At 71.1% G+C, this 23,936-nt stretch carries 21 protein-coding genes; 6 read left to right on the top strand and 15 right to left on the bottom strand.

Features of this window, described 5'->3' with window-relative positions; genetic code table 11:
* The first annotated feature begins 134 nt into the window (after positions 1-134).
* Positions 135-2,048 (top strand): phosphoenolpyruvate carboxykinase (GTP), encoded by a 1,914-nt coding sequence (locus C8K30_RS08750; RefSeq protein WP_108492600.1) that lies wholly within the window; start codon positions 135-137, stop codon positions 2,046-2,048.
* A 149-nt stretch (positions 2,049-2,197) separates the two neighbouring features.
* Here C8K30_RS08750 and trpS read toward each other — a convergent pair whose 3' ends face one another.
* Together trpS and C8K30_RS08760 are read right to left on the bottom strand one after the other, a co-directional pair.
* Positions 2,198-3,331: a tryptophan--tRNA ligase gene (gene trpS, locus C8K30_RS08755; RefSeq protein WP_108492466.1), complete on the bottom strand. Its 1,134-nt coding sequence runs from the start codon at positions 3,329-3,331 to the stop codon at positions 2,198-2,200.
* 222 nt (positions 3,332-3,553) lie between these two features.
* Positions 3,554-3,823: a hypothetical protein gene (locus C8K30_RS08760; protein WP_108492467.1), complete on the bottom strand. Its 270-nt coding sequence runs from the start codon at positions 3,821-3,823 to the stop codon at positions 3,554-3,556.
* Positions 3,824-3,914: 91 nt separating this feature from the next.
* Here C8K30_RS08760 and C8K30_RS08765 point away from each other — a divergent pair, with 91 nt between their 5' ends.
* On the top strand, positions 3,915-4,412 hold the full coding sequence (locus C8K30_RS08765; protein ID WP_108492601.1) for a tRNA (cytidine(34)-2'-O)-methyltransferase: 498 nt from the start codon (positions 3,915-3,917) through the stop codon (positions 4,410-4,412).
* Here the strand turns inward: C8K30_RS08765 and C8K30_RS08770 are convergent, their stop codons facing one another.
* The 7 genes from C8K30_RS08770 to C8K30_RS08800 all read right to left on the bottom strand — a co-directional run bounded on the left by C8K30_RS08770 (position 4,413) and on the right by C8K30_RS08800 (position 8,783).
* Positions 4,413-5,018 carry a dihydrofolate reductase family protein gene (locus C8K30_RS08770; RefSeq protein ID WP_108492468.1) on the bottom strand — a complete coding sequence of 202 codons (606 nt, stop codon included), beginning with the start codon at positions 5,016-5,018 and terminating at the stop codon, positions 4,413-4,415. It abuts the gene before it with no gap.
* 102 nt (positions 5,019-5,120) lie between these two features.
* Positions 5,121-5,870 (bottom strand): hypothetical protein, encoded by a 750-nt coding sequence (locus C8K30_RS08775; protein ID WP_108492469.1) that lies wholly within the window; start codon positions 5,868-5,870, stop codon positions 5,121-5,123.
* Positions 5,871-5,924: 54 nt separating this feature from the next.
* On the bottom strand, positions 5,925-6,602 hold the full coding sequence (locus tag C8K30_RS08780) for a ThuA domain-containing protein (RefSeq protein ID WP_369939563.1): 678 nt from the start codon (positions 6,600-6,602) through the stop codon (positions 5,925-5,927).
* Between the two features lie 22 nt (positions 6,603-6,624).
* The gene (locus tag C8K30_RS08785; RefSeq protein WP_146197395.1) at positions 6,625-6,960 is read right to left on the bottom strand and encodes a CopG family transcriptional regulator; all 336 of its coding nucleotides are present in this window, start codon (positions 6,958-6,960) and stop codon (positions 6,625-6,627) included.
* A gap of 5 nt (positions 6,961-6,965) precedes the next feature.
* The gene (locus C8K30_RS08790; RefSeq protein WP_108492471.1) at positions 6,966-7,244 is read right to left on the bottom strand and encodes a hypothetical protein; all 279 of its coding nucleotides are present in this window, start codon (positions 7,242-7,244) and stop codon (positions 6,966-6,968) included.
* A gap of 85 nt (positions 7,245-7,329) precedes the next feature.
* Positions 7,330-8,301, bottom strand: a complete 972-nt coding sequence (locus C8K30_RS08795; protein ID WP_108492472.1) for an NAD(P)-dependent alcohol dehydrogenase — start codon at positions 8,299-8,301, stop codon at positions 7,330-7,332.
* Positions 8,298-8,783, bottom strand: a complete 486-nt coding sequence (locus tag C8K30_RS08800; RefSeq protein ID WP_108492473.1) for a nitroreductase family deazaflavin-dependent oxidoreductase — start codon at positions 8,781-8,783, stop codon at positions 8,298-8,300. The genes C8K30_RS08795 and C8K30_RS08800 overlap by 4 nt, the downstream gene beginning before the upstream one ends.
* Positions 8,784-8,887: 104 nt before the next feature.
* On the opposite strand from C8K30_RS08800, the gene C8K30_RS08805 reads away from it, so the two are divergent.
* Positions 8,888-9,640, top strand: a complete 753-nt coding sequence (locus C8K30_RS08805; protein ID WP_108492474.1) for a TetR/AcrR family transcriptional regulator — start codon at positions 8,888-8,890, stop codon at positions 9,638-9,640.
* Between the two features lie 7 nt (positions 9,641-9,647).
* Here the strand turns inward: C8K30_RS08805 and C8K30_RS08810 are convergent, their stop codons facing one another.
* The 4 genes from C8K30_RS08810 to C8K30_RS08825 form a co-directional block, all read right to left on the bottom strand.
* The gene (locus C8K30_RS08810) at positions 9,648-10,883 is read right to left on the bottom strand and encodes an FAD-binding oxidoreductase (protein ID WP_108492475.1); all 1,236 of its coding nucleotides are present in this window, start codon (positions 10,881-10,883) and stop codon (positions 9,648-9,650) included.
* 210 nt (positions 10,884-11,093) lie between these two features.
* A complete protein-coding gene (locus C8K30_RS08815) occupies positions 11,094-12,149 on the bottom strand; it encodes an aldo/keto reductase (RefSeq protein WP_108492476.1) in 1,056 nt (351 codons plus the stop codon).
* A 135-nt stretch (positions 12,150-12,284) separates the two neighbouring features.
* A complete protein-coding gene (locus tag C8K30_RS08820) occupies positions 12,285-13,202 on the bottom strand; it encodes a glycoside hydrolase family 19 protein (RefSeq protein ID WP_108492477.1) in 918 nt (305 codons plus the stop codon).
* Between the two features lie 251 nt (positions 13,203-13,453).
* Positions 13,454-14,500 carry a LacI family DNA-binding transcriptional regulator gene (locus C8K30_RS08825; RefSeq protein WP_108492478.1) on the bottom strand — a complete coding sequence of 349 codons (1,047 nt, stop codon included), beginning with the start codon at positions 14,498-14,500 and terminating at the stop codon, positions 13,454-13,456.
* Between the two features lie 311 nt (positions 14,501-14,811).
* Here C8K30_RS08825 and C8K30_RS08830 point away from each other — a divergent pair, with 311 nt between their 5' ends.
* Genes C8K30_RS08830 through C8K30_RS08840 form a run of 3 tightly spaced genes read left to right on the top strand, consistent with a single transcriptional unit; the run spans position 14,812 to position 20,758 of the window.
* The gene (locus C8K30_RS08830) at positions 14,812-17,052 is read left to right on the top strand and encodes a discoidin domain-containing protein (RefSeq protein ID WP_108492479.1); all 2,241 of its coding nucleotides are present in this window, start codon (positions 14,812-14,814) and stop codon (positions 17,050-17,052) included.
* Positions 17,053-17,096: 44 nt separating this feature from the next.
* Positions 17,097-18,551, top strand: coding sequence for a DUF1996 domain-containing protein (locus C8K30_RS08835; protein ID WP_233257059.1), 1,455 nt, complete (start codon positions 17,097-17,099; stop codon positions 18,549-18,551).
* Positions 18,548-20,758: a discoidin domain-containing protein gene (locus tag C8K30_RS08840; RefSeq protein WP_108492480.1), complete on the top strand. Its 2,211-nt coding sequence runs from the start codon at positions 18,548-18,550 to the stop codon at positions 20,756-20,758. Before C8K30_RS08835 ends, C8K30_RS08840 begins: the two co-directional genes overlap by 4 nt.
* 68 nt (positions 20,759-20,826) lie before the next feature.
* On the opposite strand, the gene C8K30_RS08845 is transcribed toward C8K30_RS08840, so the two are convergent.
* Positions 20,827-22,425, bottom strand: a complete 1,599-nt coding sequence (locus C8K30_RS08845; protein ID WP_108492481.1) for a UxaA family hydrolase — start codon at positions 22,423-22,425, stop codon at positions 20,827-20,829.
* 126 nt (positions 22,426-22,551) lie between these two features.
* Positions 22,552-23,901, bottom strand: coding sequence for an ABC transporter substrate-binding protein (locus tag C8K30_RS08850; protein ID WP_108492482.1), 1,350 nt, complete (start codon positions 23,899-23,901; stop codon positions 22,552-22,554).
* Positions 23,902-23,936 lie beyond the last annotated feature (35 nt).

Genomic DNA, 23,936 nt, shown 5'->3' on the forward strand with positions numbered 1-23,936 from the left:
AGGAACCCGCTCCTTCACACTACGTGAAGATCGGCGATTCTTGACAGGCTGGGGACTGGAATTCCGGGCGATCCGCACGTGAGAGTGGAAACAAGCCCGCCACCGTGGCCCGCCGCATGACGATCGGAGAGCACATGTCCGTCCTCGCGAACCCCCGCCGAACCCGGCTCGTCGCCGAGCTCGTCTCCGACGTGACCACCGACCAGGGCTCCACCACATCGGCCGAGGCGACCGCGCACGCCGTGCCGCGCGTCGGAACGCAGGACGTACGGGACTGGGTGGCAAGCATCGCCGAGCTCACCCAGCCCGCCGAGATCGTCTGGTGCGACGGCTCCGCCGACGAGAAGCAGCGCCTGATCGACCAGATGCTGGCCGCGGGCACGCTCGTCGAGCTGAACCAGGAGAAGCGGCCCGGCTCGTACCTGGCCCGCTCCAACCCGGCCGACGTCGCCCGTGTCGAGTCGCGCACGTTCATCTGCTCGGAGACCGAGGAGGACGCCGGCCCCACCAACAACTGGGTGGCCCCGGCCGAGATGCGCACCGAGCTGAAGGGGGTCTTCGAGGGCTCGATGAAGGGCCGCACCATGTACGTGGTGCCGTTCTCGATGGGTCCCGTCGGCGGTCCCATCTCCCAGGTCGGGATCGAGATCACCGACTCGCCGTACGTCGTCGTCTCGATGCATGTCATGACGCGCGTGTCCGCCGCGATCCTGGACCTCATCGACGCCGGGCAGCAGTGGGTGCCCGCCGTCCACTCGGTGGGCGCGCCCCTCGCCGACGGCGCGGCCGACGTGGCCTGGCCGTGCAGCGACACCAAGTACATCGTGCAGTTCCCGGAGACCCGCGAGATCTGGTCGTACGGCTCCGGCTACGGCGGCAACGCCCTGCTCGGCAAGAAGTGCTTCGCGCTGCGGATCGCCTCGGCGATGGCGCGCTCCGATGGCTGGCTCGCCGAGCACATGCTGCTCATCCGCATCACCTCGCCCGAGCAGCGCCAGTACCACCTGGCCGCCGCCTTCCCGAGCGCGTGCGGCAAGACGAACCTCGCGATGCTGCAGCCCACCATCCCGGGCTGGAAGGTCGAGACCCTCGGCGACGACATCGTCTGGATGCGCCCCGGTCCCGACGGCACGCTGCGCGCCATCAACCCGGAGGCCGGCTTCTTCGGCGTCGCGCCGGGTACCGGCATCGACACCAACCCGACCGCCGTCGCGACGTTCGACCGCGACACCATCTTCACCAACGTCGCCCTGACCGACGACGGCGACGTCTGGTGGGAGGGCCTCACGCCCGAGGCGCCGGAGCACCTGATCGACTGGCAGGGCAACGACTGGACGCCCGCCTCCGACAAGCCCGCGGCCCACCCGAACTCCCGCTTCACCGTGGCCGCCGCCCAGTGCCCCACCATCGCGGACACCTGGGAGGACCCGGCCGGCGTGCCGGTCGACGCGATAGTGTTCGGTGGCCGCCGCGCCACGAACGTGCCGCTGGTCGCCCAGTCGTTCGGCTGGGAGCACGGCGTGTTCATGGGCGCCACCATCTCCTCGGAGCGCACGGCCGCCGCCGAAGGTGCGCTCGGCGAGCTGCGCCGCGACCCCTTCGCGATGCTCCCGTTCTGCGGCTACAACATGGCCGACCACTGGGCGCACTGGCTGGAGGTCGGCGCGGGCATCGACGAGTCGAAGCGCCCGCAGATCTTCCAGGTCAACTGGTTCCGCAAGGGCGAGGACGGCCGCTTCCTGTGGCCGGGCTTCGGCGAGAACTCGCGCGTGATCGAGTGGATCGTCGGCCAGGTCGAGGCAGGCCGCGGCCTGCGCGAGGACGTTTCCGTGGCCACCCCGGTGGGCAGCGTGCCCGCGCCGGGCACGCTGAACCTGGACGGCATCAAGGTGCCCGACGCCGACATGGCCGCCCTCTTCGACGTGCCCACCAAGCCGTGGCAGGCCGAGGCCGACCTGACCGAGGAGTTCTTCGCCCGGTTCGGCGACCACACGCCGGCCGCGCTGCACGCCCAGCTGGACGCCCTTCGCGAGCGTCTGGCCCGATGATCTCGGGCGGCTGACGGCGCGACTTCTCGGGTGGCTACCCGTCGCGCCGTCGGCCGTCCGGACAAGCGTCCCCGGCCGGGTTATTGAGGCATCCCGGCCGGGGATCTCCCTTGTCCACAGGGCCCTGTGGACAGGGCCTCGCCCAGGTTTCAGTACCGCATCCCCATCAGCCCGCGGACGTCGTCCAGGGTGCGGTCCGCTATCTCGTTCGCTCGCGCGTTGCCCCGGGCGAGCACCTCGTCGAGGTGACGCGGTCCGGCGGAGGCGAGCTCCCGGCGTCGGGTACGGAGGGGTCGTAGGCCCTCCACCACTGCCTCGGTGACCACCGCCTTGAGCCGCCCGGCGCCCGCCGAGCCAATCTCCTCGGCCAGCGCCTCCGGCGACATCTTGGTGAAGTATGCGCCGATCTGGAGCAGGTTCGCGATCTCGGGCCGCCGCTCCGGCTCGAAGGTGATCACGCGCTCGGCGTCGGTCTTCGCCCGTCTGAAGAACGCGACGGTGTCGTCGTCGGAGGCGCGGAGCTCCAGCGCGTTCCCCCGGGACTTGGACATCCTGCGGCCGTCGTCGCCGAGGACGGTGGTCGACGGCGCGATGAGAGCGTCGGGCTCCGGGAAGTACGGCCGGGCAGCCGCGTACCGCTGGTTGAACCGGCGGGCCACGGTACGGGTGATCTCGAGGTGCGGCAGCTGGTCCACTCCGACGGGCACGAGGTTGCCGTGGCAGAACAGGATGTCGGCGGCCTGGTGCACCGGGTAGGTGAGGAGCAGGCCGGAGATGCCGCGCTTCTGGCGCAGCAGGGCTGCTTCCGCCTCGGCCTTCACCGTGGGGTTGCGCTCCAGCTCGGCGACCGTGACCAGCGACAGGAACGGCAGCAGCAGCTGGTTCAGGGCGGGCACCGCCGAGTGCGTGAAGACGGTGCTGCGCTCGGGGTCGAGCCCCGCCGCGAGATAGTCGAGCAGCACCTCGCGGACGGTCGCGGGCAGGTCGCCGGCGTCGTCCCGGTCGGTGATGACCTGGTAGTCGGCGACGATGAGGAACATCTCGACGCCCAGGTCCTGCAGGCGCACGCGGTTCGCGACGGTCCCGAGCAGGTGACCCAGGTGCAGGGCGCCCGTGGGGCGGTCCCCGGTCAGGACGCGGTACTCCCCCGGGTTGCGGGCGATCTGGCCCTCCAGGACGGCGGTGCGCTCGCGCGCCGCGGCGGCGGAGCGGGTGATGCCGCCCGGCTCACGCGGTGTGGCCGACGGCGGCGTGGTCGCCTCGGGCGGTGTGGTGACGGACATGTTGGGTCTCCTTGTTCAGGGAGCCGCCCGCGCACGACGTCGGGCACAGAAAAGTCCCGGGCTGCGGCGAGCAGCTCGGGACTTCTGTGCGGGTGGGCGCGTCAGGTCACGGCTGCGGGTGCAGCCGCCACCAGTTCAGCCCGTGCGTCATGGGCCCAGGGTAGGCGGGCGCCCGACGCCGGGCAAGAACTCAGTCGGCCCTGGTTCTACCTCGGCCTGGCGCTATCTCGGCTCGGCCCGAGCCTGGTGCCGCGCTCGGCGCTGGCCCCACGCCGCCAGAAAGAGCACCGGCCCGAGGACAGGGACTCCGACGATGACAACAAGCACCAGGAGTCCCTCCCACAACCTGTCCCACCTGGTTCTGAACCAGACAGCTAGCGCCGTGACCATCAGCGCGAGCACCACGACCACGACGCCGAGCCAGGCAACGTCGTACTGGGGCCCCAGGAACAGGTAGATCCCAGCGGGCTCGGTCGAATCCGTACCTACCATCAGCGCTCCTCCGTGTCACCAGGACCTCCGTACTCTGTCACAGCGGGACGACGCCCCGCCGTCGGGCAGCGAGAATGGACCCGTGCCGCATCTGTCTGACGCCTCCGCGCTGCCCGAGTCACCGCTCGCCCACGTCGTGTACTTCGAGCCACGGATCCCCGGCAATACCGGCTCCGCGATCCGGCTCGCGGCCGTCACCGGCGCTCGGCTGCACCTGGTGGAGCCGCTCGGCTTCGACCTGTCGGAGGCCAAGCTGAAGCGCGCGGGCCTCGACTACCACGACCTCGCCGTCATGGACGTGCACCCGTCGCTCGACGTGGCGCTCGACGCCCTGCCGGACGCGCGGGTCTTCGCGTTCACCACCCGCGCGACGACCCGCTACACCGACGTCGCGTACCGGCCGGGCGACGTCCTGCTGTTCGGGCCGGAGCCCACCGGTCTGCCGCCAGAGGCCCTGTCCCACCCGCGCGTCACCGACGAGCTCCGGATCCCGATGCTGCCGGGGCGCCGGTCGCTCAACCTGACGAACGCGGCGTCGATAGCGGTGTACGAGGTGTGGAGGCAGACGGGTTTCGCCGAGGGGGCGTGATCAAGGCTTGTGCACGTCGTACACCACGTGCGTGACCCGCTTGCCCTGGACGGTCCGCGACGGGTCCCCGAGGAGCACCTTCTCGCCCGGGCCCATGGCGCCGAAGAACGGACGGCCGGACCCGAACACGACGGGCACCACGTTCATCACCACCTGGTCCACCAGGCCGAGCCGCAGCGCCTGCCCGCCGATCTCGCCGGGCATCACGGAGACGTCCCGGTCCGGGCCGGCGAGCTCCCGCGCCTGTGCGATCGCCGACGCGACGCCGTCGGTCACGAACGTGAACGGCGCCGCGTCCGCGTACTCCCAGTCGGTGGGCGCCTGGTGCGTGACGACGAAGACGTGCTCGCTGTCGGCCGGCACGCCGTTCCAACCATTGGTGAGGTCGAACAGGCGGCGCCCGATCACCTCGCACGCGCTGCGGCCGGACAGCTCGCGCATGAAGTCGACCGAGGCCTGCGCCGAGCGGAACGGCCGGGCAGTGTCGCCGAGCGTCCACTCGACGTCGCCGTTGCCGAACCAGTCGAACAGCGGGCCGACGCCGTCGTCGTCGTCCGCGATGTACCCGTCGAGCGACACCACCGCCGACATCACCGTGCGTCCCATGAGCTGTCTCCTCGTCGCTGGTCGTCATGGGTCTGACGACCGCCGCCGACGCAACTCATCGGACCTGACGGCCTGGCCGCCCCCGACCGCGAGCGCGGCAGCTCAGGCGGCCACGACGATCAGCTTCCGGCCGGGGGCCAGCTCATAGGTTCCCGGCACGACGGCGCCCGTCCCCTTGCGTGGGGCGGTGGCCATGACCGTGACTGGCGGCTCGCCCACCACGCGGTCCGACGTCGGGAACCACGTGCGGCCCCGGCTGACCAGGATGAGCATTCCGTCGATGTGCCCCGCCGGGCTGAATGTCGCCGAGCCGTCCGGATAGCGGCCGATGCCGACGTCGGTGAGGCGGTCGGCGGCGCCGACGACGTCGGGCACCGCGATGCCCACCTCGCTCACGGACAGCAGGTCGCCCGGCCCGAACGGGGCTGACTGGGTGCCGGGCACGTGCGGGCTTGAGGCCTTCGCACCCGGCACGTGCCCGGCACCCAGGTTCGAGGGGAGATCACGGCGCGCGATGACTTCCAGGACCGATCGGTCCGGTCCGGGGAAGTAGAGCGACCGCGCGTTCCAGGCTTCCTGCGCCTCGAACTCCGTACGGTCGCCGTCGCTCAGCAGCCCGGGGCCCGCCTCGAGGAAGGCGCGGGCCGCGTCGAACCGCGTGTCGTCGACGAGGAACGCGTAGTGCTGGTCCCCTTCGGCGGCCGGGTCCTCGCGGAAGCGGATGACTGACCGTCCGACGGCGACCTCCACCGCCCCGATCTCCTTCTGGACCGGGAGGCCGAGGACCGTCTCGTAGTAGGCAGCGGTCTCCGCCGTCGAGCGGGTCACCGTGTCGACGCTGATGATCTCCATGTGACCCAGCCAACAACCTCAATCATGGTTGAGGTCAAGCCCGCGTCAGCGGGGTCAGGACAGCAGCCAGGACGCCGATCGGCGCAGGAGCTCCCGGTGGCCCTCCGAGGCGAACGAGCGGACGTCGTGGCCCAGTGCCGAGTACACGCTGCGGCCGCCGTGCGCCTCGTTGACCCACAGGACCGGGTGCGCGGCGCCGTCGTCGTCCAAGGTTGTGCCCAGTACACGGGCGCCTGGGGAGACTCGGAGGTGGCAGTACCGCTCGTCGAACGCTTCGACAGCGCCCAGACCGTCCGTGACCGGGTGGCCCTCTGCCAGCTCGAAGCGCGCCGTGTCGATCGGCGGGTGCATCGACTCGCCGGGAACCCATCGCCCGCCGAGGACGTCGGCCCAGCCGGGTGCGTCGTAGAAGGTGTTCGCGGCCTGGTGCAGGCCGAGCACCGCGCCCCCGGCCCGCGCCCAGCCGGCCAGCCGGGCGTGGAAGGCGAGCCAGTCGTCGTCAGACCCGTCGAAGTCGGTGTCCCGGCGGCCCGAGCCGCCGTTGACGACCAGGAGGTCCACGGAGTCCAGGTCGTCCAGCGCGTCGCGGAAGAGCCCGCGCACCTCGATGGTGCCCAGGTCACTGACGATGCCAGCCACCGCGTGCGACGTCGCCGCGTGATCGTGCCAGGGGTCCTCGTAGCGTCCGCGGCCGGAAAGGATGAGGATGCGCGTCGTCGTCACGATGCGCATCCTGCCACGGCGCCCGGCCGCCTCAGCCGGCGTCGCGAAGATAGTGATCGAGCGCCTCGCGGACAAGGGAGCTCCGGCTGACGCCACGCTCCTTCTCGAGCGCATCCAGAAGCAGGTCGAGGTTCTCGCTGATCGCGACGTTGAGCCGAGGCGACCGTGTCCCCTTTTGCCCCTCACCGAGCCGCGGGCGGCCACCGACGTTGCGCTCTACCTGTTCGACGTCAACGCCAGCGGCCTCGAGCAGCGCACGACCGGCAGCAGCCGCGTCCTTGCCCTGCCGCGCCCGACGCGGCTTGAGCTCAGCGTTCTCTGCCCACTCGACGAGCGAGTCTTCGGTCTGCTGGTGCTTGTCAGTCATCGTCGTCACTTCCCCGTCTCCCCGTCGAACCCGACACTCAGGCGCGTGCTCTCACGCAGCCGCATCACATGAAAGACGCTGACATCGCTCGGCGGCGTCACCGTCACCATCACTTTCAAGATCCCAAATCTGCTTGGACCGATATAGAGCGTCGGACTGGTTTGAAAGCCCTCCCTTGGAGGTTCGAAGTCTTCGTAGACCGCCTCAGCATGAAGCATCGCGTAGAGCGCTTCGTCGTGGGGGATCCCATGCTTGTCGGCGCTCGGCGCCCAGGTCACTGCCACCTAGGTATTGTCATACTAAACCTAGATGGCCGCACGGGGAACCCACGTCGCGCCACGGCGTCGCGGCACCCGCAGAGGGGACGGCCTACGGCACCACCAGGACCTTGCCTCGGGCCGCGCCCGACTCCAGCCGGCGGAACGCCTCGACCGCGTCGTCGAGCCCGTAGCGACTGTCGATCCGCGGCCGGACGTCTCCCGAGGCGAGAAGGCCACCCAGCTCGTCCAGGTCGGCTCGCTGGTTCGGGCGCCAGAAGAAGGTGCCCAGCCTGGTCCCGGTCGCCCTGCCGACCATCGGGCCCAGCAGCGCCGTCCCCGCGAACGAGCCGACCCCCGCTGCGATCAGCACGTACCGGCCGCCCGGGGCGAGGCAGCGGCGGAGCGCCAGCAGGGACCGGGTGTCGGCGATGTCCAGGACGACGTCGAACCGCCGGTCGCCGCGCGCGACGTCCTCCCGCGTGTAGTCGATCACCTCGTCCGCCCCGAGCTCGCGGAGGAAGTCGAGCTTGTCGCCGTGGTCGACGGCCGCGACCTGAGCTCCCCGGGCCTTCGCCATCTGCACCGCGAATGGCCCCACACAGCCGCCCGCACCGTTGATCAGCACGTTCGTCCCCGGCCGGATCGGCTCGAGGGCTCGCAGACTCTGCAGGGCGAGCGACCCGGAGTGCGGCACGGTCGCGGCGTCGTCGAACGACACGGCGTCGGGCAGGGGCGACAGGGCCGACGCCGGTACGCACACCCGGTCCGCGAGCGAACCGTGCCCCAGGTCGAACAGGTCGGCCCAGACCCGGTCACCCGGCCGGGGCCGGTCGACGTCCGGCCCGACCTGCTCGACGGTCCCCGCGACGTCGACCCCGACACCGCGGTTCTTCGGGTGCGCCAGGCCCGTCGCGATCCGGGAGGCTCTCGGCCGGCCCAGCAGGTGGTCGAGGTCGGCCATGTTCAGCGAGGCCGCCCGGACCCGGACCACCACCTCGCCCGGACCCGGGACCGGCGGCTCTACCGTGGCGACCCGCAGGACGTCGACCGGACCGTACTCGTCCCGGCGGACGGCCCTCACGCGCCACCGCCCGCGGCGACCGGGGCACGCTGCAGCACGAGAAATTCGGTGACACCGAAGATGCGGGCGACCCAGCGATCGCCGGTGGACAGATAGGGCCACGCCGCGGCCGGCTCGACGACCTGCGGAGCGACCACATCGTACGAGCGCCCCTTGACCACCAGCTCCGCGGAACCGGCCGCGCGGACGTTGCGCACCCAGTCCGCGCCGGTGCCGTACGGGAGGAAGGCGACGTAGCCGTCGTCCATCGGGTACACGTCGATCCGCGTCGTGTACGGCTTGCCCGACCTGCGCCCGACGTGCCGGACATACGTCGCGCCCTCGCCCGGCTCTCCCGCCCGCCGACTGGCCCACCGAGAGAACCTGCGGATGACGGTGAGCCCTCGCTGGTTCTTCGTGCGCATGGCCAGCACGAGCGCCAGAAGCGCGACGACGCCCAGTGCCACCAGCCCGACGACCGTCCAGAGGATCCAGTCCCACATGACATCCCGCCTTCCGTAGAGACTTACGGCGTAAGCCTTACGTTGTAAGGTAGGACCGTGAGCCGATCCCGTCAAGAGATCGGCCGACGTAGGATCGCGAGATCATGACTTCACCCGAGACGACACGCACGGCGCCCCGCAGCGCGCTGACCCGCGCCCGCGTCCTGAGGTCGGCGGTCGCGCTGGCGGACCGGGACGGCCTCGGGGCGCTCACCATGCGCAGCCTGGCCCGCGAGCTCGGGATCGAGGCGATGTCCCTCTATCACCACGTCGCCAACAAGGAAGACCTGCTGGACGGCGTGGTCGACGTGATCGCCGCGGAGATCCAGGACGCCGTCGGCCGGCTGGAACCCATTGCCGAAGACGCACCCCAGTCCGAATGGAAGCCGGCGATGCGCCGACAGATCCTCACGGCACGCGCAGTGCTGCTCCGCCACCCTTGGGCGACGACGGTGCTGGAGTCCCGGACCAGCTTCAGCGTGCACATCGTCCGGTACTTCGACTCGCTCCTCGGGCTGATGCGCCGCGGCGGCTTCTCCTACGACCTTGTCCACCACGCGATGCACACCCTGGGCAGTCGTGCGCTCGGCTTCTCGCAGGAGCTCTTCGAGCCCGACGGCGCCACGGCCGGCTCGGCGGCGGGCGGTGGCGCCGAAGAGGGCGCCGACGCCGCCGCCACCGCGATGCTCGCGCAGATGGCCGATCAGGTGCCCCACATGATCGAGATGCTGGCCGAGGTGGCTCACGAGGATCCCGACTCCACGCTCGGCTGGTGCGACGACCAGACCGAGTTCGAGTTCGGCCTCGATCTCCTGCTCGACGGGCTCGACCGGCTGGCCGAGCGCGAGGCGCGCTGACCCGACGTCAGCGCAGCGGGTCGAACGGCCGGATCTCCTCCGGCGTCTGCCCCGTCGTGATCAGCGTCGCCAGCGCCCGGCCGGTCGCCGGGCCCAGCACCATTCCCCACATGCCGTGACCACCGGCCACGTAGACGCCGGGCGCGGCGGTCCGGCCCACGAGCGGCAGCCCGTCCGGCGTCACGGGCCGGGAGCCCACCCACTCGTCCTCGCGGGAGTCCAGGTCGACCCCCTCGAACAGCCCACGGACCGAGTTCACGATGGCCTCGACCCGCCTGGGCTGGAAGGGCTCGTCGGGCCCGCGGAACTCCATGGTCCCGGCGATCCGCAGCCGCCCCTGGTACGGGGTGCAGGCCACGCGCCGCGCCGGGAAGTAGACGGGGTGGTCGATCGGCGAGCCTGCCACGGGCGCGCTGAACGAGTAGCCCCGCCCGGCCTGCACCCGGGTCCGCACGCCGAACTGCCGCGCCAGGTCCGGGAGCCAGGCACCGGTGGCGATCACCACGACGTCGGACGTCATCGTGTCGTGGCCACTTACGGCGACCTCGGTCCCGCCCGCCACCCGCCGGACGCCCGTGACCTGGGCGTCCGTCAGCACCTTCGCGCCCCGCGCGCTGACCGACGTCGCGAGGGCCTCCGCGTACGGGCCCGGCTCGATGAACCGCTGGCCCTCCAGCGTCCAGATCGACCGTACGGCCGGGGAGAGGTGCGGCACGCGGACGCCGTCGGGCAGCCGGGACAGCGGGACCTCCTGGCCCGCCCGGGCCACACCGCGCAGCTCGTGGACGAACGGGCGGGACTCCCGCTCCCGCTCGAACCCGATCACCCAGGGGCTGGCGTACGACGTCGCGTGCACGCCGCCGGCCTCGAGCTCGTCGTACGCCTCGAGCGCGAGCCGGTCGATCGGGGTGAGGGCCGCCATCGCGCGCCGCCACGCGCCGGGTGTCGCGTGCGCCATGAAGCGGGCGACGAATCCCCAGAGGGCGCTGTCGAACCGGAAGGGGACGCTGAGGGCGGCGTCGGGGTCGAGCATCGCCTTCGGGCCGTAGGTCCAGAGCGACGGGTCGGCCAGCGGCATCGCCATGCCCGGGGTGAGCCAGCCGGCGTTGCCCCAGGAGGATCCGGAGGCGACGCCGTGCCGGTCGAGGACCGTCACCTCGACGCCACGTTCTTGCAGGTGCCATGCCGTCGCGAGGCCGACCATGCCGGCCCCTACGACGATCGCGGACTTGGTCTCGGCCACGGTCGTGCTCCTTCGAGTGCGGTACTTCCCAGTACCCCTCCCCGTCGAGCGGCTGACCTCCCCATTTTCCGCCCGCTGGGTCGATTCGGCGCAACGGACCGGTGAAGTGCGGTGGAACGGGTGGTGTGGGTTTCCTGGTGTGCTCCGGTTCCGCCCGGCCGGGCCGGTGAGGCCCCGCCGGGCGGTCGGGTTCGGCCCGGCTGTGCCGGCTCAGCCGAGCGGCTGCGCCAGCGGCTCGATCGCCGCGATCTCGTCGTCGGTCAGGGGGCCTGCCGCGAGCGCCGTCACGTTGTCCTCGAGCTGCGCCACCGACGACGCGCCGATCAGCGCCGAGGTCACGCGCGCGTCCCGCAGCACCCAGGCGAGCGCGAGCTGCGCGAGAGTCTGGCCGCGGCCGGCGGCGATCTCGTTGAGGGCCTTGGCGCGGCCGAGGTAGTGACCGGTGAGCGCGCTGGAGGAGAGGAACGGCGAGTCCGTGCGAGCGGCTCGGGACCCGGCCGGTGCCGTGCCCGCGAGGTACTTGCTGGTCAGCAGGCCCTGCTGCAGCGGGGAGAAGACGATGGTCCCGACGCCGAGCTCCCCGACGACGTCGAGCAGCGACTCGGTCTGCGGGCCGTCGTAGCCGTCCTCGTGCGCCGGGTTCTCGATGTGGCGGTTGAACATCGAGTAGGACGGCTGGTGGATGAGCAGCCGGACGCCGAGGTCGTCGAGGATGCGTGCGGCGTCGCGCGTGCGCTCCGGGGAGTAGTTGGAGACGCCCACGTACAGCGCCTTGCCCTGCTGGACGGCCGAGGCGAGCGCGCCCATGGTCTCCTCGAGCGGCGTCGAGGGGTCCGGCCGGTGGTGGTAGAAGACGTCGACGTAGTCGACGCCCATCCGGGTGAGGGACTGGTCGAGGCTGGCCAGCAGGTACTTGCGCGATCCGTGGTCCCCGTAGGGGCCGGGCCACATGTCGTAGCCGGCCTTCGTGGAGAGGATCAGCTCGTCGCGGTACGGCTTCAGGTCGGCCGCGAGGTGCCGCCCGAAGTTCTCCTCCGCCGACCCGTGCGGCGGGCCGTAGTTGTTCGCGAGGTCGAAGTGCGTCACGCCGAGGTCGAGCGCCCGGCGCAGGATGGCCCGCTGGGTGTCGAACGGGCTGGTGTCGCCGAAGTTGTGCCAGAGCCCCAGGGACAGCGCGGGAAGGTCGAGCCCGGAGCGGCCGGTGCGGCGGTACTGCATGGTTTCGTAACGGTCCTCGGCTGCGAGGTACCGGGATGCGAGGGGCATACGACAATCGTGGCACGCCACGATCCCGCCCCCGGGCCTTCCTCACGTTGAGCACAGCACTTGCTGCCGGTTTGGCCGTGCTCCTGGCAGCAAGCGCTGTGCTCAACGAGGGTCAGCCCGACGACGGCGGCCGGGTCAGCAGTAGAGGTTGCCGCCCGGGTCCACGCCCAGCGCGCTGGTGAAGCGGAGATAGTTGTCGACCCGGCTCTGCACCTGAGCCGGGTTGCCGCCGTTGCACTCGATGCTGCCGTTGATGCTGCGGATGGTCTCGCCGAACCCGCGGTCGTTCACGATCGCCGCGTGCGGCGTCATCGTGCCCGGCCCGCTCTGGGTGTTCCAGTACCAGAGCCCGGTCTTCCAGGCCACTGCCGAGTCGGTCTGCACGAGGCGCGGGTTGTTCAGCAGGTCGATGCCGAGCGCGTCACCCGCTGCCTTGTAGTTGAAGTTCCAGCTGAGCTGGATGGGACCGCGACCGTAGTACTGGTCGTTGCCCGCCGGGCAGCCGTACGGCTGGGAGGTGTCGCAGTAGTGCGGGTAGTTCGCGGTGTTCTGCTCCACCACGTAGACCAGGCCGCCGGTCTCGTGCGAGACGTTGGCGAGGAACGCGGCGGCCTCCCGCCGCTGGATGGTCTCGCTGCCGGAGTTGGCGAACCCCGGGTATGCGCTGAGCGCTGCGACGAGCCCGGAGTAGGTGTAGAACGAGTTCCGGTTGGGGAAGAACTGGTTGAACTGGGCCTCGCTGACGGGGAACGCGTCAGTGCCAGGGGGATCGGTCGGCGGATCCCCGCCGTCGCAGGTCCCGATCCGCTCCCAGACACCCCACTCGCCCGTGGTGCCGGGCGTCTCACCCTGGGTCCACCACTTGGCGCGCCAGGCGGCGCCGCCGTGGGTGACCAGGTTGCCGCCGACGTAGACCGAGCTGCTGCTCCAGGCGGGCGCGCTGCAGTCCGCCACCACGGCTTGGGCTGCCGGGCCGACGACGGCGGCAGCTCCTGTCGTCAGGAGCGCAGCGACAAGAGCTGCGATCAGGAATGGTGCGCGACGAGATCTCACGGGGAACCACCTCGCTTCGGGTCCTAGGCCGTCGCGGACGTCGACGACCGATTTGTTCAGGAACCTAGCAAGATGCCGGTAGCGCGGTCGTGAGGGATTCCCACACGAACGACCCGTACGGGTGAGCACAGCGGGACGTGTTAAGTTTCGGCCCGTTTTTTAACACGTTCTCGCGACGTGTTAAGTTTCGGCCCGATTTTTAACACGTTCTCGCGACGTGTTAAGTCATCGAACATGTGGGGCCGGGTCGCTCACGCCGAGTCGCGGACCACCAGGGCCGGCTCGAAGATCGCCGACCGCACGGCCGGCTCGTCGGCGTCGATCTGCTCCAGCAGCATCCGCGCCATCTCCTCCGCCATCTTCTCCACGGGCTGCCGTACCGTCGTGAGCCGGGGGCGGGTCTGCACGGCCACGGGGCTGTCGTCAAACCCGACTATCGCGACGTCCTCGGGCACCCGCCGCCCCTGCGTCTGCAGCACGTGGATCGCGCCCTGTGCCATGAGGTCGTTCGAGACGAAGACCCCGTCGAGGTCCGGGGCAGCGGCGAGGAGCTCCGTCATCGCGGCCTCCCCGCTCTCGAAGGTGAAGGACCCCTCGACGCTCGGGACGAACGCGTGCCCACGCCGAGCCGCGGCGTCGCGGAAGCCGTCGAGCCGGTCCCGTGCGGACGGGACGTCGACCGGCCCGGAGATCACCCCGAGCTTGCCGCAGCCCCGGTCGAGCAGGTGATTGGCGGCCAGGCGGGCGCCGTCGGCGTTGGCGAGGTCGACGTAGCTGGCCGGGATCGCGTGGCCGGGCCTGGCGAAGAGCACTATCGGACGGCCGGTTCCCAGCAGCTCCTCCGGGAGCGGGTCGTCGGCATACGTGGACACGAGCAAGGCCCCGTCCGCGTTCCCGAACCGCAGGTAGGAGACCACCTGGCTCCTGGTCTGGTCGTTGTCGGCGAACATCAGCACCGGGTGCACGTCGTGCGGCCGGAGAGTGCGCACGAGGGATCCGACCACCCGGCCGAAGAACGGGTCGGAGAAGACGCCCGACAGGTCGAGCTCGCTGTCGGGGTCGGCGTCGGCACCCGAGATGACGACGGCCACCGTGCCCGTCCGGCGGGTGACCAGGGACCGCGCGGCCCGGTTGGGGACGTAGCCCGTCTCGGCCACCGCCTCGAGAACGACCTCCTGCACAGCGGGAGCCACCTTGCGCTTGCCGTTGATCACGCGGGACACGGTCGCGCGGGAGACGCCGGCGACCTTCGCCACGTCCTCCAGGGTCGGCGCCGCACGCCGCAGATCCTTGCTCACAGGCCGACGGTAACAGAGTAAGAGCGCTCTCCCATGGACCCCGTGCGGGTGACATGCCGTAGATCCACGCCGCCTCGGCGTCGTTGTGAAACGACGTCTTCAAGTGCGAAACAGAACCCATTGACGTTAATCGGCAGAAGAAGCGCCGGGCTCCAACCCTTGACGGTCTGCCAAATGCGGGTCAAAGATTGGCGTCGTAAGAGCGCTCTCCCAACTCGCGGCGCATCGGAGCGACGCGAAGGCAGGCTCAACGACGAACCGCGCCACCGGCCGCCGCACCTGGCCGACGAGCGGACGGAGAGGAAGACCTCATGACCACCACCGGATCACCCGGCACGCACGCAGCCTGGCTAAGGCATCGCCTACGCGCCGGAGCCGCCGCCCTGGCGACCGGCCTGCTGGCCGCGACGGCACTCGTCGTGCCCGCCACCTCGGCGCAGGCCGAACCGGTCCTGCTGTCACAGGGCCGGACCGCCACCGCCTCCTCCGTGGAGAACCCCGACTACACGCCCGCGAGCGCCGCAGTTGACGGCGATCTCGGCACGCGCTGGGCCAGCGAGTTCAGCGACCCGCAGTGGATCCGGGTCGACCTGGGCCGGTCCGCCGACCTCGACCGCGTGGAGCTGGTCTGGGAGTCGGCGTACTCGACCACGTATCAGTTCCAGGTCTCCGCCGACGGATCCTCCTGGTCCACGGTGTACTCGACCAGCTCGGGCGACGGCGGCACCGACACGTTCGACGTCGACGGGACCGCCCGCCACGTGCGGCTGCTGTCCACCGCGCGCTCGGGCGGGTACGGCAACTCGCTGTGGGAGCTGCGTGTCTTCGGCGAGGCCGGCACCACTGATCCCGGCGACCCCGACCCGAACTACGTCGATCCGGGCCACCCGAACGTCCCCGTGCGGGACTCGGGGCCGAGCAACGTCGAGGTCGTGGGCGGCAACGGTGCCTGGGACCTGCGGGTAGACGGCCAGCCGTACACCGTCCGCGGCTTCACGTGGGGCCCGGCGTTCAGCACGGCCGACCACTACATGCCGACCCTTACCGCCATGGGCGCGAACACGATCCGCACCTGGGGCACGGGCGCCGACACGCGCCAGCTCCTCGACTCGGCGGCCGCGCACGACGTCCGGGTGGTGATGGGCTTCTGGCTCCTGCCCGGCGGCGGTCCCGGTTCCGGCGGGTGCATCGACTACCGCAGCGACGCCACCTACAAGGCGACCACGAAGGCCGACATCCTCAACCAGGTCGCGGCCTACAAGAACCACCCCGGCGTGCTCATGTGGAACATCGGCAACGAGTCGCTCCTCGGCCTGCAGAACTGCTACTCGGGTGCCGAGCTGGAGGCGATCCGCAACGCGTACGCGGCCTTCGTCAACGAGGTGAGCGTCGCCGTGCACCAGGCCGACCCGAGCCACCCGACCACCAGCACCGACGCGTGGGTCGGCGCCTGGCCGTACCTCGAGCGCAACGCCCCGGACCTGGACCTGCTCTCGGTCAACGCGTACGGCGACCTGTGCAACGTGCCCGCGGCCTGGGAGGCCGGCGGCTACGACCGGCCGTACATCATCACCGAGGGCGGCGCGGCCGGTGAGTGGGAGGTGCCGGACGACGCGAACGGCGTACCCGACGAGCCCACCGACCTGGAGAAGGAGCAGGCGTACGTCGACTCCTGGCGCTGCCTGCGGGAGCACGACGGCGTCGCGCTGGGCGCCACGTTCTTCCACTACGGCATCGAGGGCGACTTCGGCGGCGTGTGGTTCAACGTGCTGCCGGGCGACAACAAGCGCCTCGGCTACTACTCGATCGCGCGGGCCTGGGGCGTCGACACCTCGGGGATGAACACCCCGCCGCGCATCACCGCCATGTCCGTCCCCGGGGCGACAGCGGTCGCCGCGGGCGAGCAGTTCACGGTCAACGTTGACGTCACCGACCCGGACGGCGATCCGATCGACGCCAACGTGATGCTGAACAGCAAGTACGTCAACAACGCGGGCGGCATCGCGCAGGCGCAGTTCACACAGACGGCGCCCGGCACGTTCCGGGTCACGGCACCCGAGATGCTCGGCGTCTGGAAGGTCTACGTGTTCGCCGAGGACGGCCACGGCAACGTGGGCGTGGAGACCCGGTCGTTCCGCGTCGTCGCGCCCCCGGTGGACGGGACGAACATCGCGCGGGGCAAGACCGCCACGGCGTCGAGCTTCGACCCGTGGAACGGCGACTGGACGCCCGGCCGCGCCGTCGACGGCGACGCCACCACACGCTGGGCCAGCGAGTGGGGCCCGACCGCCTGGTACCAGGTGGACCTCGGCTCGGTGCAGTCGTTCGACCACGTGCAGCTCGTCTGGGAGACGGCCTACGGCAAGTCCTACCAGGTGCAGACGTCGAACGACGGCAACACCTGGACCACGGTCCGCACGGTGACGGGCGGCAACGGCGGCGTCGACAGCCTGGACGTGGCCGGGACGGGCCGGTACGTGCGGCTCAACCTCACCGAGCGCGGCACGGAGTGGGGCTACTCCCTGTACGAGGTCGGCGTCTACCAGCAGTGAGCAGTGACGGGTCAGCAAGGCACACCACCACCAAAGGAGGAACCATGCGCACAGCACTCAGCACGCCACACCGCTCCACGTCCCGCGGCCGCACACCCGGCGGCCTCAGACCTCGCCTACTGGGCGGCCTGGCCGCCACCGCACTGCTCGCCTCGACCCTGAGCGCGGCGGGCGCCATCGGCGCCACCACCGCCGTCGCCGAGCCGAACACGCTCCTCTCGCAGGGTGCGCTCACGGCGGCGTCCAGCTCGGAGTCCGGTGGCCTCGGGCCGCGGTTCGCGGTCGACGGCGACCGCACCACCCGCTGGGCCAGCGCCCCGACGGACGATGAGTGGATCCGGATCGACCTGGGCCGGTCGTACGCGCTGGACCACGTCGCCCTGGAGTGGGAGGCCGCCTACGGCGCGGCGTTCACGCTCCAGGTCTCCGCCGATGCCCAGACCTGGACCACGGTCGTGACCGAGGGCGCCGGGACCGGCGGCACCGAGGTCTACGACATCACCGCGACCGGCCGCTACGTGCAGCTCGTCGGCACGGCCCGCGGCACCGGCTACGGCTACTCGCTCCTGGAGTTCCAGGTGTTCGGCGACGGCGAGGCCGGCGGGCCGGAGGACCCGCCGCCGTTCCCCGGTGACGAGGTGACGCACCACGAGTTCCAGGCGAACTGCGAGTTCTCGCACTTCCTGCCCGACGACTCGATCGTGTACCCGAACCAGCCGGGCCGGTCGCACCTGCACACGTTCATCGGCAACCGGTCGACGGACGCGTTCACCACGCCGACGAGCCTGAACGCGATGCCGGAGAGCACCTGCACGGTGCCGCAGGACCACTCGGCCTACTGGTTCCCCGCCATCACCAAGGGCGGCGTGCCGGTCGAGCCGAACATCCCGATGACCGTCTACTACAAGTCGGGCATCGACGACTACCAGGACGTGGTGCCGTTCCCGGAGGGACTCCAGTTCGTGACCGGCGACATGATGGCCACGGTCGAGGAGTTCCGCACCGCGCCGGGTGCCGTCGAGGGCTGGGAGTGCGGCGACATCTCCAAGAGCTGGGAGATCCCGGCGTACTGCCCCGAGGGCACCCAGCTCAACATCCGGTACCAGGCTCCGAGCTGCTGGGACGGGATGCACCTGACCCCGGAGGAGTCCGCCCACATGGGCCACGGCTCGCACATGGCGTACCCCGAGGCCGGGCAGTGCCCCATGAGCCACCCCGTCGCGGTCCCGATGCTGGAGTTCAAGATCGCCTGGCCCGTCAGCGGTGACATGTCCGACGTCGCGCTGGTGAGCGGGTCCGACCAGTCGTGGCACTACGACTTCGTGAACGCCTGGGACCCCGAGGTGCTCCGCCGGCTCGTGGAGCACTGCATCAACGGCGGCCTGCAGTGCAACCCGCGGGGCTACGACCTCTACAAGCCGCACCGCGGCACCGTGCTCGACGAGAACTACGAGCTCGTGCCCGAGACCACGGCCGCACGCGAGGAGGTGGCCTCGTGAGGGCGGGCCGGGTCTGGCTGGCGGCCGCCGCGGTTGCGGCCTGCGTCGCGGCCCCGCTGACGGCGGCGGCCGCGCCGGTGCCGGTCCCGGCGCGGCCCGCGCCGGGCCTCGCGTCCGGCCCGGACCGCGCGGCGGCCGCCGCCTGCGGCACCACCAACGCGGCCCTCGGGCGCCCGGCGACGGCGTCGTCGACCGAGGGGCCGTTCGGCGCGGCGTCGGCCGTGGACGGCGACCCCGGCACCCGCTGGGCCAGCGAGTTCAGCGACCCGCAGTGGATCCGGGTCGACCTCGGCTCGGTCCAGGACCTGTGCCGCGTCGAGCTCGCCTGGGAGGCCGCGTACGGCCGCGACTTCCGGATCGAGGCCTCCGACGACGGCACCACGTGGCGCACGCTGAAGACCGTCACGGACGGGACCGGCGGCAACCAGTCCCTCGACGTGGCGGGGTCGGGCCGGTACGTGCGGCTCACCGGCACGGAGCGCGGCACCGGGTACGGCTACTCGCTGTGGGAGCTCAAGGTGTTCACGGGCGGCGGCACCACGCCTGGCGACCCGATCCCCGGCGGCGGTGACCTCGGGCCGAACGTGCACGTCTTCGGCCCGGACACGCCGGCCGCACAGGTCCAAGCGGCCGTGGACGCCGTCTACGACCAGCAGGAGGCGGACCAGTTCGGCGACGGGCGGCACCAGTTCCTCTTCGAGCCGGGCACCTACCCGGTGCACGTCAACGCCGGTTTCCACACCTCGATCTCCGGCCTGGGGACGAGGCCGGACGACGTGAACATCACCGGCGGCGTCTGGGCCGACGCGGAGTGGTTCGAGGGCAACGCCACGCAGAACTTCTGGCGGTCCGTCGAGAACCTGGCGGTCACGCCGTCAGGCGGTGACATGCGGTGGGCGGTCTCCCAGGCCGCGCCCATGCGCCGCGTGCACGTCAAGGGCAACCTCATGCTGCACTCGTCGCGGTACGGCTGGGCCTCGGGCGGCTACATCGCCGACTCCGTGGTCGACGGCCAGGTCCGCGCCTGGACCCAGCAGCAGTGGTACACCCGCGACTCGACGCTGACGGGCGGCTGGGCCGGGACGCTGTGGAACATGGTGTTCTCCGGCGTCGAGAACGCCCCGCCGACGTCGTTCCCCGAACCCGCGGTGACCACCCTGGACACCACGGGCGTCATCCGCGAGAAGCCGTACCTGTACCTCGACGGGGACGACTACGCGGTGTTCGTGCCGTCGGCCCGGTCGGGCACACGCGGCGCGACGTGGGACGGCGGGACGACGTCGGGCACCTCGATCCCGCTGGACGACTTCTACGTGGCGCGCCCCGGCGACTCCGCCGCGCGGATCAACCAGGCCCTGGACCAGGGCCTGCACCTGCTGCTCACGCCCGGCATCTACGAGACGACGGGGACGATCGAGGTGGACCGCGCCGACACCGTCGTGCTCGGGCTCGGGTACGCCACGATCGTGCCGACGGCCGGGCAGACGGCGATGCGCGTGGGCGACGTGGACGGCGTCCGCGTGGCAGGCGTGCTGTTCGACGCCGGCGCGGCCGAGTCGCCATCGATGCTCACCGTGGGCACCGCGGGGTCGACGGCGGACCACGCCGACGACCCGATCTCGCTGCACGACGTGTTCGTCCGCGTGGGCGGTGCGCACGCCGGGCGGGTGGACCAGGCGATCGTCGTGAACGCGGACGACACGATCGTGGACCACATCTGGTCCTGGCGCGGCGACCACGGCGACGGCGTGGGCTGGGACGTGAACACCGCGCGGAACGGCCTGGTGGTCACCGGCGACGACGTGGACGGGTACGGGCTCTTCGTGGAGCACTACCAGGAGTACAACACCCTGTGGACCGGGGAGCGCGGCCGCACGATCTTCTACCAGAACGAGCTGCCGTACGACCCGCCGAACCAGGCGGCGTGGAACCACGACGGCGTCCGGGGCTGGGCGGCGTACAAGGTCGCGGACGGCGTGACGCAGCACGAGGCCTGGGGTCTGGGCTCGTACTGCGTGTTCACGTCGGACGCGTCGATCACCTCGGACAACGGCTTCGAGGTGCCGGTCACGCCGGGCGTGCGGATGCACTCGCTGCTCACCGTGTCGCTCGGCGGGGTGGGCACGTACGAGCACGTCATCAACGGCGTCGGCCCGCGCGCGGCAGGCACGGAGACGATCCCGGCGAAGGTGGTGAGCTACCCGTAACCCACCCCGCACGTGTCAGACGCTCAGGTCACCCGGGTGGCCTGAGCGTCTGACACGTCTGGGGAAGGTCAGGTGACGGCGCCCATGTGCCAGGGGATGAACTCCTCGGCGCCGATCTCCAGCTCCTCGCTGACCGTCTGCTCCCCCGAGGCCACCGCGAGGATCCGGTCGAAGATCTGCCGGCCCACCTCGGCCACGGTCGCGGTGCCGTCCACGATCACGCCCGCGTTGACGTCCATGTCCTCGGACATCACCGAGTACATCGGCGTGTTGGTCGCCACCTTGATCGACGGCGTGGGGCGGCACCCGAAGACCGAACCGCGGCCCGTGGTGAAGACGACGACGTTGGCGCCGCCCGCGACCAGGCCGGTCACGGAGACCGGGTCGTAGCCGGGGGTGTCCATGAAGCCGAACCCGCGCTCCGTGATGGGCTCGGCGTACTCGTAGACGGCGCCCAGGTCGGCCTGGCCGCCCTTGGCGACCGCCCCGAGGGACTTCTCCAGGATGGTGGTGAGGCCGCCGGCCTTGTTGCCGGGTGAGGGGTTGTTGTCGAGCGTGCCGCCGCCGGCGGCGACGTAGTCGCGCCACCAGTCGATCCGGTCCAGCAGCTTCTTGGCCACCGCCGGCTCGGTGGCCCGCGCGGTGAGCAGGTGCTCTGCGCCGTAGACCTCGGGGGTCTCGGCCAGTACCGACGTCGCGCCGTAGGCGACCAGACGGTCGGAAGCCCAGCCGAGGGCCGGGTTGGCCGTGATGCCGGAGTAGCCGTCCGACCCGCCGCAGTTCAGCGCGAGCACCAGCTCGGACACGTCGCACTCGACGCGCTCGCGCGCGTTGACCAGCGGCAGCATCTCGCGGACGGCGGCGACGCCGGCCCGCACCGAGGCCCGCACACCGCCGGCCTCCTGGATGGTCAGGCTCCGCACGACGGTGTCGTCGGCGATGGCGGCCAGCAGCCCGGACCGGGTCTCGTCGGGGGCGCCGATGCCGGGCATGCCGAGGTCGGCGACCTGGCCCGAGCGGGCCGACAGCGCCGCGCCCGGCACCATCTCGCAGCCCAGCCCGAGCACCAGCAGGCCCGCGACGTTCGGGTGCGCGGCGTAGCCCCGCAGGGTGCGCAGCAGGATCTGCCCGCCCTCGGAGTCCGGGACCAGCCCGCAGCCCGAGGTGTGCGTCAGGGCGATGACGCCGTCCACGTTCTCGAACTCGTCCAGCGCGGCGCCCCGGAACTGGTCGGCGATCATCTTGGCCGTCGAGGCCGAGCAGTTCACGCTGGTCAGGATGGCCACGAAGTTACGGGTGCCGACCCGGCCGTCGGCCCGGCGGTAACCGCGAAAGGTGGGCCGGACGCCGTCGGGCAGCGGGAGCTCGGTGTGCGTACCCCCCAGGGGCGCCTCGCGCGTGCCCTCCTCGAACCCGAGGTTGTGGGTGTGCACGTGGTCGCCGGGGGCGATGTGGGCGGTCGCTACCCCGATGACCTGCCCGTACTTGTGCACCGCCGCGCCGGCAGGCACGGCCCGGAGCGCGATCTTGTGCCCCCGCGGCACGGCTTGCCCGACGGCGACCGGGCCGGTTCCGGGGGCGGTGGCCTGGTCACCCGGGCTCAGGTCCCGCGTCGCGACGGCCACGTCGTCGCCCTCCCGGAGAACGAGCAGATCGACCTCAGGCACCCGTGACACCCCTTCATGTTGAACCGTTTCATCCTACCGACCGCCCCACCGCACGCGTTGAGTGCGGGATATTCGCCCTTCCCGGGCCTCGGAAAGGGCGAATATCCCGCACTCAGCGGAGCAGGGTTAGCCCGCTATGGCCGCGTTGATCTCCTCGATGAGCTGGGTGGCCGCCTCCTGCGGCGTGATCCGCTCGAAGAGGACCTCCGTGTTGATGCGCTCCATGATGTCGGTGAGCTCGGCGGAGCCGTGCGGCGGCACCGGCGGGTTGTCGACGATCTCGTCCTCGATGTCGGCCATGAAGTCGGCGACCTTCTGGTCGGTGGGCGACAGGTCGTCCAGGATCGCCTCGCGCACGTCGATGTTCGCCGGGAGACCGCGGTCGGTCAGCATGATCTTCGCCGCCTCCTCGGAGTTGAGCAGGAAGTCCACGAACTTCGCGGAGGACTCCGGGTACTCCGTGTCCGCGGAGACCGAGTAGAACATCGCCGGCTTGTAGTACATGCCGGTGCGCTCGCCCTCGGACTCGCCGGGCAGCCGCAGCAGCTCGAGCTCGTGGCCGGAGGAGTCCGACAGCGCGCCGAGCTGGTTGGTCCACCAGGCGCCCATGGCGCCCTGGTTGGTGCCGAGCAGACCGCCCTCGGGGCCGGCCGCCTGGTACTCGACGGTGCGGGCGGCGTCGGGCTGCCCGCCGCCGTTCATCAGGTCGAGGGAGACCTGGAAGAAGTCCGCGATGGTCTCCTCGGAGACGCCGAGCTCGCCCTCCGCCGTGAACAGGGTCTCGCCGCGCTGGCGCGCCATCACGTTGAGGCCCGCCTCGTTGAAGCCGTAGTCCTGCGCGCCCCAGACGCCGTCGCCCGCGCCCTCCGAGACGGCGTTCGCCGCGGTGACGTAGTCCTCCCACGTCCAGGTGGTGTCATCCGGCACGTCGACGCCGGCGTCGGCGAAGAGCTCCGGGTCGGCGACGAAGGCGTAGGCGTTGATGCCGGTAGGTATGCCGTACTGCGTGCCCTCGATCTGGCCGCCGGCCAGCACGCCGTCGTCCACCTTCGACGTGTCGATGTCCAGCGCGCCCAGGTCGGCGAGCACGTTCTTGGTCGAGTAGTCGGAGATGTAGCGCTCCTCCTGGGTGATGACGTCCGGGGTGTCGCCGGCGGCCACCGAGGTGGCGAGCTTGTCCCAGTAGCCGTCCCAGTCGGTGAAGTCCGGGACCACGGTGATGTCGGGGTTCTCCGCCTCGAACGCGTCGATGATCTGCTGCGTGGACTCGTGGCGGCTGTCCGAGCCCCACCACGAGAAGCGGATCTCGCAGGGGCACTCCTCGGCGGCGGCCGGCGGCTCGTCGCCGCCCCCGCCGATGCCCGAGTCGCCGCCCCCGCAGGCCGCGAGGGTCAGCGCAACGGCTGCGATGCCCGCGGCCGAGCCGGCGAGCCGCTTGCCGCGCCTCGTTGACAGTCCCTTTCCGGTGGTGCTCATGTGTTTCTCCTTCGGTGACGTTGACGTCGTTGTCG

This window comes from Promicromonospora sp. AC04 (genome assembly GCF_003058225.1).
Classification (GTDB): Bacteria; Actinomycetota; Actinomycetes; order Actinomycetales; family Cellulomonadaceae; genus Promicromonospora.

Coding starts and splice junctions, on each gene's coding strand:
- C8K30_RS08750 (WP_108492600.1), top strand. CDS start 135: ATGTCCGTCCTCGCGAACCCCCGCCGAACCCGGCTCGTCGCCGAGCTC.
- trpS (WP_108492466.1), bottom strand. CDS start 3,331: ATGTCCGTCACCACACCGCCCGAGGCGACCACGCCGCCGTCGGCCACA.
- C8K30_RS08760 (WP_108492467.1), bottom strand. CDS start 3,823: ATGGTAGGTACGGATTCGACCGAGCCCGCTGGGATCTACCTGTTCCTG.
- C8K30_RS08770 (WP_108492468.1), bottom strand. CDS start 5,018: ATGGGACGCACGGTGATGTCGGCGGTGGTGTCGCTCGACGGGTACATC.
- C8K30_RS08775 (WP_108492469.1), bottom strand. CDS start 5,870: ATGGAGATCATCAGCGTCGACACGGTGACCCGCTCGACGGCGGAGACC.
- C8K30_RS08780 (WP_369939563.1), bottom strand. CDS start 6,602: ATGCGCATCGTGACGACGACGCGCATCCTCATCCTTTCCGGCCGCGGA.
- C8K30_RS08785 (WP_146197395.1), bottom strand. CDS start 6,960: ATGACTGACAAGCACCAGCAGACCGAAGACTCGCTCGTCGAGTGGGCA.
- C8K30_RS08800 (WP_108492473.1), bottom strand. CDS start 8,783: ATGTGGGACTGGATCCTCTGGACGGTCGTCGGGCTGGTGGCACTGGGC.
- C8K30_RS08805 (WP_108492474.1), top strand. CDS start 8,888: ATGACTTCACCCGAGACGACACGCACGGCGCCCCGCAGCGCGCTGACC.
- C8K30_RS08815 (WP_108492476.1), bottom strand. CDS start 12,149: ATGCCCCTCGCATCCCGGTACCTCGCAGCCGAGGACCGTTACGAAACC.
- C8K30_RS08830 (WP_108492479.1), top strand. CDS start 14,812: ATGACCACCACCGGATCACCCGGCACGCACGCAGCCTGGCTAAGGCAT.
- C8K30_RS08835 (WP_233257059.1), top strand. CDS start 17,097: ATGCGCACAGCACTCAGCACGCCACACCGCTCCACGTCCCGCGGCCGC.
- C8K30_RS08850 (WP_108492482.1), bottom strand. CDS start 23,901: ATGAGCACCACCGGAAAGGGACTGTCAACGAGGCGCGGCAAGCGGCTC.